Origin of the sequence: Enterobacteriaceae endosymbiont of Macroplea mutica, assembly GCF_012571345.1 — a bacterium.
Taxonomy (GTDB): Bacteria; Pseudomonadota; Gammaproteobacteria; order Enterobacterales; family Enterobacteriaceae.
Map to the genome: position 1 here is coordinate 236,926 of NZ_CP046218.1, position 14,126 is coordinate 251,051.

Annotated in this window: 10 protein-coding genes; 3 read left to right on the forward strand and 7 right to left on the reverse strand. The window is 19.4% G+C overall.

Annotation, left to right across the window (positions count from 1 at the left end; all coding sequences use genetic code 11):
- Positions 1-565: 565 nt before the first annotated feature.
- On the reverse strand, positions 566-835 hold the full coding sequence (locus tag GJT87_RS01095; protein ID WP_168895585.1) for a BolA family protein: 270 nt from the start codon (positions 833-835) through the stop codon (positions 566-568).
- 61 nt (positions 836-896) lie between these two features.
- A complete protein-coding gene (locus tag GJT87_RS01100; protein ID WP_168895586.1) occupies positions 897-1,670 on the reverse strand; it encodes an inositol monophosphatase family protein in 774 nt (257 codons plus the stop codon).
- Between the two features lie 162 nt (positions 1,671-1,832).
- Here GJT87_RS01100 and GJT87_RS01105 point away from each other — a divergent pair, with 162 nt between their 5' ends.
- The 3 genes from GJT87_RS01105 to GJT87_RS01115 all read left to right on the forward strand — a co-directional run bounded on the left by GJT87_RS01105 (position 1,833) and on the right by GJT87_RS01115 (position 4,952).
- On the forward strand, positions 1,833-2,132 hold the full coding sequence (locus tag GJT87_RS01105) for a NifU family protein (protein WP_168895587.1): 300 nt from the start codon (positions 1,833-1,835) through the stop codon (positions 2,130-2,132).
- A 150-nt stretch (positions 2,133-2,282) separates the two neighbouring features.
- The gene (locus GJT87_RS01110; RefSeq protein ID WP_168895588.1) at positions 2,283-3,179 is read left to right on the forward strand and encodes a homoserine O-succinyltransferase; all 897 of its coding nucleotides are present in this window, start codon (positions 2,283-2,285) and stop codon (positions 3,177-3,179) included.
- A 63-nt stretch (positions 3,180-3,242) separates the two neighbouring features.
- Entirely contained in the window at positions 3,243-4,952 is a 1,710-nt protein-coding gene (locus GJT87_RS01115) for a proline--tRNA ligase (protein ID WP_168895589.1), read from the forward strand.
- Here the strand turns inward: GJT87_RS01115 and tilS are convergent, their stop codons facing one another.
- The 5 genes from tilS to rseP all read right to left on the reverse strand — a co-directional run bounded on the left by tilS (position 4,953) and on the right by rseP (position 14,068).
- Complete coding sequence (gene tilS / locus GJT87_RS01120) at positions 4,953-6,272, reverse strand: tRNA lysidine(34) synthetase TilS (RefSeq protein ID WP_168895590.1); 1,320 nt, start codon at positions 6,270-6,272, stop codon at positions 4,953-4,955.
- A 55-nt stretch (positions 6,273-6,327) separates the two neighbouring features.
- The gene (gene dnaE / locus GJT87_RS01125; RefSeq protein ID WP_168895591.1) at positions 6,328-9,792 is read right to left on the reverse strand and encodes a DNA polymerase III subunit alpha; all 3,465 of its coding nucleotides are present in this window, start codon (positions 9,790-9,792) and stop codon (positions 6,328-6,330) included.
- A gap of 89 nt (positions 9,793-9,881) precedes the next feature.
- Positions 9,882-10,277 carry a 3-hydroxyacyl-ACP dehydratase FabZ gene (gene fabZ / locus GJT87_RS01130; protein WP_246213244.1) on the reverse strand — a complete coding sequence of 132 codons (396 nt, stop codon included), beginning with the start codon at positions 10,275-10,277 and terminating at the stop codon, positions 9,882-9,884.
- A gap of 136 nt (positions 10,278-10,413) precedes the next feature.
- Positions 10,414-12,729, reverse strand: coding sequence for a BamA/TamA family outer membrane protein (locus tag GJT87_RS01135; protein WP_168895592.1), 2,316 nt, complete (start codon positions 12,727-12,729; stop codon positions 10,414-10,416).
- On the reverse strand, positions 12,701-14,068 hold the full coding sequence (rseP, locus tag GJT87_RS01140) for an RIP metalloprotease RseP (protein ID WP_168895593.1): 1,368 nt from the start codon (positions 14,066-14,068) through the stop codon (positions 12,701-12,703). Before rseP ends, GJT87_RS01135 begins: the two co-directional genes overlap by 29 nt.
- Between the last annotated feature and the right edge of the window lie 58 nt (positions 14,069-14,126).

Here is a 14,126-nt window from a genome sequence, read left to right on the forward strand (position 1 = left end):
TATATAAAATGTTAATTTAATTAGTTATTTTAACTATGCATATATCAAAATATATATAAATTATTATTTAATCATGTCTTAAAATGTTTTTATTTATTTACATAAAAAAATAATATATTTACTACAAAAATTTGTTATATGTGTAAAATATATTAAATATTTTTATATGATATAACATACTAACCTGATATATATAATCTTATATATTAATGTTATAAATAAAATATTAACATACTAATTTTTAACTTAATTTAATATTAACATATATATAATATTTACATGAAATACATGTTTTCATATTTATATATTAAATACTTATCAATAAAATTATTTGATAAATGTTTAATATATAAAATAAAAATATTATTTATATTYTAAAATATATAAAATAATTTTATTTTAATAATGCTTATAAGTGTTATTTATTAAATCACAGTAATAATTTTTTATTAAAAATTATAGTTGATAGTTATATTTTTAATAATTTTATATTATTTACTATAAAATATTTACTAATATAATAGTAAATATTTAAATATTGGTTATATTGATAATATTAAAGATATTAAATATCTTTGTTGTGTATAATATTATTCCATTCTATGATGGAATATGTATTTAATGATATAGCATGTATTTGTTGCATGATATTTTTAGTTAATATTTTATAAATTAAACGATGTCTTTGTATTAAATTTTGTGTCGTAAAATGTTCACATACAATAGTAATTTGTAAATGTGTAATGACATTACTATCATTACTATTATTTTTAATATGTAGAAATATAGGATTTAATACATTTTTTATTTTTTTTTCTATTGTTTTAATCAGCATAATGATATAGTAATTTTAAAATTTATGTTTTTGAATAACTATCGGTATATAGTTATAAATGTTATGTAATATTGTTTTTCGATAAAAATATTTGTAATATATTTGAATGTGCTGCTAAAATATTTCTTGAATGTTTATAATAACAATGACCTGTTAAGTTAGTTATTAAACCACCAGACTCCTTTATAAGTAACTCTCCAGCTAAAAAATAATAAAAATGTGATATATTATCATATATATAACAATTAATTTTATTTGCAGATAAGTATGCTAGGTCTAAAGCAATAGAACCACACATACGTAATATAATAATCTTTCCAATAAAGATTTTCATGATATTAATATATTTATTATTAATTAGATAATTTGTATTTACAGTAATAAATAATGTAGAATTATAAATTTTGTCATGACAACGTAATTTATAACCATTTAGTTGAGTATTTTGTCCTCTAATAGCAGTAAATAAATCATTTCTTAATGGATCATATACTAAAGACAATTCTGTTTTCCCTTTTATTAAAATAACTATAGATGTGCAAAAATGTGGAAATTTTTTAATGAAATTCTCTATACCATCTAAAGGATTAATAATCCATATGGTTTTTTGCCATTGTAATATTAACAATTCTTTTTGATACTTAATGTTAAATGATTGATGATATGTATTCTGTAAAGTACGAATAATCATTCTACTAATCATAAATATCATATTTTTTATAACAATATTATAATCTTCATCATTAAAATACTGTTTTTGTTTTTCATAATATGTTAAAATTATATCTCCTATTTGACGTGCTATACGTATAGCAACATTTAACATTGGACGCATATTTTATTTTCTCATTAGTTGTATTTATGATAAAAAAATTTATTTTAAAATAATATGTCTACTATATATAAATGCGATATATATTGTAAAAAAATAATAATTTTTTATATTATAAATATAACCGTTTTTTAAGTAAAAATATACCATATAATTAAAAATATCATGAATAAAAAAATAGAACAAAATAATAATATACAAAAACTAGAAACACAAATCAGATCTTATATAATAAATATTATTAATCCTATATTATTAAAACATGGTGGTTCTTTACAGTTAAAAACTGTAACAATAGAAAAAGTTGCTTTAGTAAAATTTGTAGGTGGTTGTCAAGGATGTGCTATGAGTCAACATACTTTAAATAATTGGATTGTAAAAGAATTATTAAATAATTTTACAGAATTAACTAATGTTCAAGATATTACTATACATGATATAAATCATTTTACATATTATAAATAAAAAAAATTTTTCAATAATAAATATTATAATATTTAATTTTATTAAAAAATAATTAATAATATATATTATGGTTAATATAAATGCATAACGATCCATATACAATATAAATATTTAATATTATTTATTAAAGACATATAAGGAATCATATTTATGCCTGTTATAGTTCCTCAACATCTACCGGTTATTAAAAACTTATCTAGTAAAAATTTATTAATTTTTTCTAATATGAAAAATAATATTCTACAAAAATATTCATCATGTAAAATAATTAATATTGTTTTATTGAATTTAATGTATGATAAAATAAATACAGAGAATCAAATAATCAAAATACTATCACAGTCATCATCTCTTATAAAATTAACATTGTTAAATATTGATCATATTCCATCAAATAATATCAATACTAATATGCATATAAAAAATTTTTACACTACATTAAATAAAATTTTTGATAAATATTATGATGGTTTAATTATTACAGGAGCACCGTTAGGACTTATAAACTTTACAGATGTAAGATATTGGGATGAATTTATTCGTGTAATATATTGGTCATTAGATCATGTAAAATCTATTTTATCTATTTGTTGGTCTGTACAAGCTATTTTATATATTTTATATCATATACCTAAAAATACGAATTATAAAAAAATAATAGGTATATTTAAACATCAAATAGCAAACAAAAATCATTACTTAATACAAGGATTTGATGATTATTTTTTCGTACCTCATTCACGATATGCGAATTTTTCTATTAATTTTATTAAAAAATACAAATATTTTGATATTCTATCATATTCGGAAAAAGCTGGTGTATATATATTTACAGATTATAAATATATATTTGTGACAGGACATCCAGAATATGATCGTTATACTCTGGCAAAAGAATATAATGATTATATTAAAAAAAATATATATATTGATATTCCTTATCATTATTTTATAAATAATGATATTACATCAAAACCTACTAATAGATGGAAAAGTCATGGATATTTATTATTTATGAATTGGATTTTTAATTTAATACACATTTAATGATATATGTTATGTTTATTCATTATATAATATTTAATAAATATAGGATTGAAGGAATATATTGTGCTAGCTGATAAATATTTATTTTGTACAATTAAAAAAAAAAATATAAAACACATAAATAGTTATGTTCTTATGTTAGAAGCAGGAATTATTAAAAAACTATCTTCTGGAATTTATTACTGGTTACCTACAGGTTTAAAAATCATAAAAAATATAAATAAAATTATAAGACAAGCTATGGATTTAGTTAATGCAATAGAGATATCATTACCTATATTACAGCCTATTAATATTTGGTTACAAAGTGGTCGTAACCTTGATTACGGTATGGAATTATTTAAAATTATAGATAGAAAAAAAAATATTTTTATATTAAGTCCAACTAATGAAGAAGTAATAACATATTGTGTATTAAATGAAATTAAATCTTACAAAGATTTACCAATACATTTATATCAAATACAAACAAAATTTAGAGACGAGATTAGACCTAGATTAGGTAGTGTACGTGCAAAAGAATTTATTATGAAAGATAGTTATTCTTTTCATTTAAATAAAAATTGTTTACAACAAACATATAGTAATATGTTACATACTTATAAAAACATCTTTAATTATATGAAATTAGATTATGTAATAGTTATAGCTGATAATAATATTATTGGTGGTACTATTTCGCATGAGTTTCATTTATTTTCTGAACATGGTGAAGATTGTATAGTACATACTCCTAACTATGATTATATTGCTAACATAGAATATGCTACATACTTATTACCACAACAAAAAAATATTAACAAAAAAAACATTTTAGAAAAGCAAATTATTACTAGCACAAAAACATTATTAGATATATGTAAAGATAATAATATATCCACAAAAAAAATTATTAATACTTTTATTATTAAAAATAATAATGAAGCAAATTCTTTTGTTATGATTTTAATTCGTTATGGTTATAAATTTAATATAAATAAATTTATAAAACAAAATCCATTATTTATATCATGTAAAATTTTATCAGAAATAGAAATTAAAAATATTTTTCATATACATAATATTAATGCTTTAGGACCGTATAATATGAATATTCCTATTATTGCAGATTATTCTGTCATTAATATGTATAATTTTATTATTGGTATTAATAATAATCAATATTATATTAATGCGAATTGGAATATAGATTTAATATTGCCTAATAATATTCAAGATATTAGATATATTACATGTCATGATTTAGCTCCTAATAGTAATAAATTAGTCTTCACAAAAAGTATTGAAATAGCACATATTTTTCAATTAGATACAAAATATTCTAAAGCAATGAATTTATATGTTTATGATATGTATGGGATAAAGCAATATTTATATATGGGATGTTACGGTATTGGTGTTTCTCGTATAATTGCTGCTATTATAGAACAGCATCATGATAAATATGGTATTATTTGGCCAACTACCACTTTAGCACCATTTAAAATAGCTATTGTCCCTATTAATATGCATAGTAATGATGCCATTAAAAATATGGCTTATACTTTATATAAAAAATTTTTAAAACATCAATTAGAAACATTATTAGACAATAGAATAATTAGTTTTGGTAAAATGTTAACTGATATTGATTTAATTGGTATACCACATATAATTATTATTAGTGATAAACATTTAAAAAATAAGAATATAGAATATAAATCTAGAAATACTAATACTAAAATAATTTTATCTATAAAAAATATTGTTTCATATATTTTAAATCAAGAATAATTATTCTGTTTTTACCCATGTAATATATAGAGATTGGTCATTTGTAATTACTTTCCCATGTATAGTTATTAAATGATTTTCTAAATCTGCAATTAAATAGTTATTATAAAATAATAATGGGATTTGGTTTCTTTGATAAAATGGAATGGCTAATTTATTCCATATATGATTAATATTTATTTTTTTAAAATTATTTTGGTAAAAATAAATCTCTTGATGGCTATAAAATTTAACATATATATGTTCGTTTATATATGGGCAACGTACTGCTATACTATTTTTAATATCTTTTTTAACAATACATAATTTACCTAAATTATATGGTAAAATTAAATCATAACGAATATCATACCAGCACAATACATTTTTTTGTAAAATAGGAATATAATTTAAACAAAATAAATATGTATCATTTTTACAAATTATTTTATTATATATTATAATTTTAGATGTTAATTTTCTAGCACATATTACTTCATTCCATATTAAAGATAATGTTTTATATGTAATCATATAACATTTATTATATTCTAACCATTTTCTTAAAATGGCATATCGTTTATATACGCTATAAAATTTTAAAGGTGTAAAAAATATACTTTTATTATTTTGTATAAGATTATTTAAAATAGGATTTAAAAATTCATTTAATAATGTTTCTTGTTCTTGACATATTTTTGCAGATCTAATAATAGTTTTTCTAAAAAAAGGCCATCTGATATTGATTTGTGGTAAAATAATATTTCTTAAAAAATTACGGTCATATCTATTATCTATATTACTAGGATCATCAATCCAAGTAATATTTTGTTGTATAGCATACCATAAGATTTTTTTTTTAGGAATATGTAGTAAAGGACGAAATATTTTCATTTTTTTAATACTATTTTGTTCTGTAATACCTGATAATCCCTTTAGTCCACTACCTCTTTTTAAAGCTAACAGGATTGTTTCACATTGATCATCAAGATGATGTGCTGTCACAAGATATTCATCAGCTTTAATTAGATTATTTAAGATTTTGTATCTTTTTATTCTTGCTTCTTCTTCTATATTACTTTTTTTATATATAAAAATATTTTTATATATAAAATCAACATGCCATTTTTTGCATATCAGAAAACATTTATTAATCCATGTTTTAGATATATCATTTAAATTATGATTAATATGTACTGCTCTTATTGTAATACTAGGATATTTTTTACGTAATTGTACCAAATCATATAATAATACAGAAGAATCTACTCCACCACTATATGCTATTAAGATATTATGTAGTTTATATAAAATATGTTGTATTTTTTTGGAAATTAACATAATTAAATTATTATTTATGTAGTTATATATTATTTTAAAGTATATATAATAAAAATTACTTAAAATTTAGTTTTACATTAAAATATTTTAGTTGAGATAAATATTGTATTTGTGATAATATTATATCATTATGATTAAAATAAAAATTCTCTTTTAAAAATAATTTTTGTTGTAAAGTTGTGTAAAAATATACAGGAATGTAATCATCATGATATTTAATCGATAAAATTTGTTTTATATATATAAATAAATCATCAAACAAAATACTTTTATTATGTATAATAATATATATATTTTGTAAAAATTTTTTTCTCATATCTATCAGACTAATAATATTATAAGCATTAATTTTAAAAACATTTAGATAATTGTCTAAACGCAGAATACCATATAAAATAACTATGTTATTATTTTTTATTAAGTGATTAAATTTATAGAATATATTTAACATCATATTTACTTCAATTTTTGCTGTATTATCATCTATATTAAAAATAACACATTTTTCTTTTTTATAATTTATACCATGATGCATATTTGTAATGATACCACATACTGTAATTTTAATTACATTACTTTTATAAGTATTACACATTTGTTTTATACTAATATTGTTAGTATAATATTTTACTTCTTTATCATAATCCATCAGAGGATGATTTGTTAAATATATTCCTAAAATATTTTTTTCTTTTAAAAATATTTCTTTATTTGACAAAAATATTTTTTTTACATTTAATAAACTATTTTCTAAATTTACATGATCTTGTAAAGATAATAAATTCATTTGTTTTGTGTTTTTTTCTTTTATATAAATCTTTGTTATTTTTATAATATCATCTAAATGCATAATTAATATACTTCTATGGTATAAAAAACAATCTAATGCACCAGATAAAATTAATTTTTCTATAATATGTTTATTATTTTTATCATAATTCATACGTATACATAAATCTATAATAGATTTAAATTTACCATATTTCATTCTATTATTAATAATTTGTAAAGCTTGATATGCTCCTATACCTTTAATAGCACCTAAACCATATATAATATTTTTATCATTAACATGAAACTTATATAAGCTATTATTGATGTTTGGTGGTATAATCTTAATATGCATATATTTACATTCTTTAATTAAATGCATAATTTTTTTTGTATTATCTAATTCAGAACTTAAAACAGCTGCCATAAATTCATGAGGATAATATATTTTTAACCAAAGCGTTTGATAAGAAATCAAAGCATATCCTACAGAATGTGATTTATTAAATCCATATGCAGAAAATTTTTCTAAAAAATTGAAAATTTTTATTGCTAATGTTTTATTAGTATTCATTTTTTTAGCGCCATGTAAAAACAATGATCTTTGTTTTATCATTTCTTTATGTTGTTTTTTGCTTATTACACGACGTAAAACATCAGCTTGTCCTAAACTATATCCAGATAATACTTGTGCGATTTGCATAACTTGTTCTTGATATAAAATAATACCATATGTTGATTGTAATATTGGTTTTAATTTATCATGTTGCCAAACTTTATCGGGATACGAAATGGTTTCTTTGCCATGCTTACGATTAATAAAATTTTCAACCATTCCAGATTGTAATGGTCCAGGACGAAATAAAGCTAATAAAGATACTATATCTTCAAAGTTATCTGGTTGTAAATGCTTAATTAATTCTTGTATGCCTTTTGATTCTAATTGGAAAATACCTATAGTGTTAGCTTGTTTTAAAAAATTAAAAATGTTTATATCATCTAATTTTAAGTTTTGTAATATAATTTTAATATTATAATTTTGTTTTATCATTTTTAATGTATGATGTAATATTGTTAATGTACGTAATCCTAAAAAATCAAATTTTACTAAACCAATATTTTCAATATCATTTTTATCAAATTGTGTTAAAATATTATTACCTGTAATGTCACAATATATTGGCATAAATTTTACTAGTTTAGTAGGTGCTATTACAACACCGCCAGCATGTTTGCCTATGTTTTTTATTGTTCCCTCTAATTTTACAGCAGTATCAATTAAGTCTCTAACATTATTATCTGATTTATATATATCCAATAATTTTTTATTTATAAAAGCTTTTTTTAGAGTTATGCCTATATCTGTAGGTATTAATTTAGATATGCGATTGATAAAATCATAAGGAAAACCTAATACTCTACCTACATCTCTAATTACTGCTTTAGCAGTCATAGTGCCAAAAGTAATAATTTGTGCTACTGCATCTAAACCATATATTTTTTTTACATGATCAATAACTAAATCACGTTTTTCCATACAAAAATCAATATCAAAATCCGGTAAAGAAATTCTTTCTGGATTTAAAAATCTTTCAAAAATTAAATTAAATTTTATAGGATCTACATCTGTGATTTGTAAAACGTATGCGACCAATGAACCYGCTCCAGAACCTCTAGCAGGACCTACAGGAATATGATGTTTTTTAGCCCATTGTACAAATTCCATAACAATTAAAAAATAACTTGCAAAACCCATTTTATTAATAACGGTTAATTCTTTTAATAACCTTTTTTGATAAATATTTTTATTTATTTTCTGTGTATTTTTATATAATAAAGATGTAATTTTTTTTTCTAAACCAGAATAAGATTTTTGTATAAGATATTTTTCTGGGGTAATATTATTTATATGAAATTTAGGTAAAAAATATTTATTCAATGTTAAAAAAATATTACATCTTTGTGCAATTTCAATACTATTTTGTATAGCCTCTGGTATATCAGCGAATAAAGCGATCATATCTTGAGAGTTTTTAAAAAATTGTTCTTGACTATAAGAATTATTTTTTAAAAATATACTTAAAGTTGTACTTTGATGAATCGCAACACGTATGTTATGAGCATAAAAATCATTTTTATTTAAAAAACGTACATGATTAGTTGCTAGAACAGGTAAAGAATAATCATAAGCTATATTTAAAGCCATATTAATATAATTTTTTTCATGTATTTTATTAGTACGTGTTAATTCTAAATAAAAACGATTAAAAAAATATTTTTTATAAAAAGCAATAATTTTTGTTACTCTTTTAAAATTATTTTCAAGTAAATTAATACCTATATCACCTTCTATCCCACCGGATAAAATGATCAAACCATCATTATATTTTTGTAATAATTGATAATTAATCATAGGTCCAAAAGAACTATCATAACCATATTGATGCGCCATAGATATCAAATATTTTAAGTTTTGATAACCAATATTATTTATTCCTAAAATCGTTATTTTGGTACATTGTTGGAGAAATTTTATTTTAAATTCTGCGCCTATAATTGCTTTGATACCGAATTGATGTGATAATTGATAAAATTTTATTAAACCAAATAAATTAGTAATATCTGTTATAGCTATTGCAGGCATATTAAATTTGATAGCTTGTTGAATAAATTGTTCGATTTTTGATAATCCATCTTGTATGGAATAATCACTATGAATATTTAAATGTATAAAGGTTTTTTTGATCATTTTATAATAGTTTTAGAAAAATATAATTATACAATTTTATTTTGCAATTTGTATACAAATCTTATCTGCAATACAAACAATAATATTATTTACTGTGGCCACAGAATCATAAAAAAAAAATTTTTTTTATTATGTTTAAAATAACTTTTAATAATTATTTGATCACCAGGAATAACTTTTTGTTTAAAACGTATATTTTTAATACTAACAACATAAAACATTTTCTGTTTAATAAAATTATTAGATACTGTTTTATATAATAAAATTCCTGTAGTTTGTATCATAGATTCTAATATTAATACTCCAGGATAAATTGGCTGATTAGGAAAATGTCCTATAAAATATGGTTCATTAATAGTGATGTTTTTAATAACATGAATTACTAATCTAGTAGTATCAACATATATGATACGATCTATTAAAATAAATGGGTAACGATGTGGTAAAATATTTAAAATTTCATTAATATAAAAAATATTATTCAATTAATTATCTCTATAATATTAATTGTATTACAATACTAATATATTATACATTTAAAAAAATTATTTTAAATATTTTTTCATGATTATTTTTATAATTAATCACTAAATTTAATATTCATGAATAAAATTAATTACATTAATTATTTTCAATAGTAAATTGAAATAATTGTATCTGATCATGTATAGATTTTTTTAATGGGTATGCGCATGTCAAAGTCATAACACCTAATGGTGTTTTATATTTTAACACAAAACCAATAGATGATCTTAGTTCTGTAAAAAAATTTTTTGTAGATGTTAAATCTAATTTAGAAAAACTATTTTTTGTATATATCAAATTCCATATACTACCTATATCAACAAATAATAATGGTTTAAAATTTTGTAAATATTGATATATTGGTATATGTGGAGGTATAGAAAATTTAAGTTCTGTTGTTAATTGAAACATAATATTATCATGATATGATACAGGATTGATATGTATTAAATGATGTTTTATATAAAATTTATTTATAGAATTATCATAATGTTTTTTAACATTTATATTAGGTTGAATGCCTCTAACAATATTAGTATGATTTATCCCAATCATTTCAGGGAAAATATAAGTGTTATTTGCAAGACTATTTATATAACTTATTTTACTTCTAATGATAAAATTCATGAGATAAATATATGTTTTATGATACTTATCAAGTAGTTTTATATATATCGGAATATATTGATTATATTCAAACATTAATTTATAATTATGATGATAAATTTTTTGTAAAATTGAAAAATTAAAACTTAAAATTGCTAAAATACCTTTTGTAGGTTGTTCTTGATGATTTAAAGTATTAAAAATTAAAAAATTTTTTATATTATATTCTACTAATGAATAAATATTTTTCTGAAAAATAATATATTCTTTTGTGTTAGTATAATTATTATTTAAATATATCGGTTTTGGCAAAGTAAAATTATATATTTGATGATGTAGTAATCCTATATAATTTTTTATTGCAAAATGTGTAGCATATATAGGTAGTTTTAATATAGTATATATGCCTTTTTTTATATCTATATAATGAATATTTTTTTCAGGATGATAAAAAAACATTTTTATACCAATACTTATATTTTTGTAAAAAATATATGGTTTTATTAATAAAATATTCCAATAAAATTCATTAATACTTTTATTAATTGTTACTAAAAGATTATTAGCTTTACCTAAAAAATTATCTTTTTGTAAGTATGAATTTAACATTAATTTATTATTATTCAAACCAAAATTAAAATTAAATATATTTGTATTATTATTATGAATATTATAAATAACATCTATAGAATTTAATTTATCATGATTATGATGAAATAATACTGATACATAATTAATATATTCAAGTTGTGTTAATTTATTTTTTGTTTGTTGTATTAAATTTAGATTTAAAATATGGTGTTCTTTATGTAAAAGATTATTTTGTAATAAATATTCTGGAATAATTTTATTATGTATAAATTTAATATATCGTACATAATATTTCATACCCGTATCTACATAAACATGTAAAACTATATTTCTTACGGTTATATCATATGTTTTATATATCAGAACTATAGGATGTAAAAACCCACAAGTTATTAAATAATTTATTATCTTTTTTTTTAAAATTAATATTTTTTTTGTTTGATATGTTTGATTTAAATATATATTTGATATAACACGTATGGAATTGATAAGTTGTTTACTCTTTATATTAATCATAATTTTTTTTATAATATAAAGYTGATTTTCTTTTACAAAAATATCTAAATTCACACGATGTTTATTAGGTATAATATTATATTTAATATTAGTGATTTTAAATTTTAAAAAACCTTGTTTAATATAAAAATGTGTTATATCGTGCATAATACATGATATGGTTTGTTTATTATAATAATAAAGTCCAAAATAATACCAAAGTTTTCTAAAATACAGACTAACGTTTTTTAAAATTATTGGTTGTTTAAAAGCAGAATTACCTATAATATTAATTTGTTGGATTTTAACTTTTCCTATTTCATTAATAAATATATATATTTTATTATATAGCTTATCATCTTTGATAATAAAAATTTCTATATTAGAAATACCATATATATTATATATATGTTTTATATATTTTTTTAATAAAAATATTTTTTTTTTATCTACTATATTATATTTAGTAATTTTTAATTTATAAAGAATTTTATATAAAATATTACTATTAATTTTTTTGTTTCCAATAAATATAATTGTATTTTTTATGTTTTGATGTGGAACATCAGATATTTTATCTACAACATTATATGTTGTATCATTAAAATGTTTTAATGATTGCGCCTGTAATGGTGTTATATAAAATAAATTTACAAATATAACAAATATAAATGTACAAATAACATGTATTTTAGTAATGTAATATTTTTGTATAATCATGTATCACAGATATACCCATAATAAAAATTATTAATATAATACTTATATTATATGCAAATGTTTTGATATATAATGATATTTTTCGTCTTATAATATTTTCGCATATTAAAAAACATAATTGTCCTCCATCTAATATAGGTAATGGTAATAAATTCATTATAGCTATATTAATACTTATTAAAGCCAAAAAACATAAATAAGACATAATACTTTTTTTAGAAATAACTCCTATCATATATCCAATATATATTGGACCGCTAAAATGTTCAAGACTAATATTATGTATTAATAAAAGATTTTTCAAAGATAAACATATCATTTTTATTATTATAAAAATTTTTTTACATGCCATAGATAACGATATAAAAAACTTATAGTAATAAGTAGTATTATATATATTGTGCTTTAAATATATAATTTTAGGAATAATGCCAATATAATTATACTGTGATAACATTTCGTTTAATTTTGGCAAATGTATTTTCATTAATAAAATTTGATTTTTTCTTTTTATATATAAAAAAACATTACTATTATTATGCATAAATAAATATTGTTTTAAATTATACCAATTAATAATTTTAGATCCCTTAATTTTAATAATTTGATCACCAACATTTAAATGTGCTTGTGCAGCTATAGAGTTCTTTTCAATATAAGTAATAATAGGAATAATGTTCATATATTCTGGAAGAATACCCAGCGCAGTAATAAAATTATTATGATGTATATTAAATGTATTATAATTAATTGGAATTTTTTTTTCAAACAAGAAAGATTGATTAATATCTTTAAGAAGAAAAACAATGTTTTTTTGATGTTTTAAAATAATATTATGTAATTCTATATTTATTTCATCCCAATTTAAAACAGTTTTATTATTAATTTTTTTAATTTCTGTATTTATAGGTAATTTTGCGTGATCAACAATAGAGTTGTAAGATATATGTTTGATAATTGGTTTATATGAATGCAAATTAATAAAAAATACAAACCAATAAATAATTATTGCTAATATTATATTAGCTATAGGACCACTTAATATGATCAAAATTTTTTTTAAACAAGATAATTGATCATAAAATAATAATTTATATTTTTGTATATGTTTTTGAATTTTATTCGTTATGGGATGATATTTATCATCTAATATTTGTATATAACCACCTAATAAAAATAGTCTTATAATATATTTAGTACCATATTTATCCGTAAATTCAGTTATTTTTGGTCCAAAACCTAATGAAAAACATGGAATATATAAATTAAAATATCTAGCCATATAAAAATGTCCATATTCGTGTATGATTATTAATATACATAAAGTAATTGTTAACATAATTATATCCCATAAAATATTTAACAAAATTATATACTCCTATTTAAATAATAAATTT

Excerpts from the sequence above, each read along its gene's own strand:
- GJT87_RS01095 (WP_168895585.1), bottom strand. The coding sequence starts at position 835 with ATGCTGATTAAAACAATAGAAAAAAAAATAAAAAATGTATTAAATCCT.
- GJT87_RS01100 (WP_168895586.1), bottom strand. The coding sequence starts at position 1,670 with ATGCGTCCAATGTTAAATGTTGCTATACGTATAGCACGTCAAATAGGA.
- GJT87_RS01105 (WP_168895587.1), top strand. The coding sequence starts at position 1,833 with ATGAATAAAAAAATAGAACAAAATAATAATATACAAAAACTAGAAACA.
- GJT87_RS01110 (WP_168895588.1), top strand. The coding sequence starts at position 2,283 with ATGCCTGTTATAGTTCCTCAACATCTACCGGTTATTAAAAACTTATCT.
- tilS (WP_168895590.1), bottom strand. The coding sequence starts at position 6,272 with ATGTTAATTTCCAAAAAAATACAACATATTTTATATAAACTACATAAT.
- rseP (WP_168895593.1), bottom strand. The coding sequence starts at position 14,068 with ATGTTAACAATTACTTTATGTATATTAATAATCATACACGAATATGGA.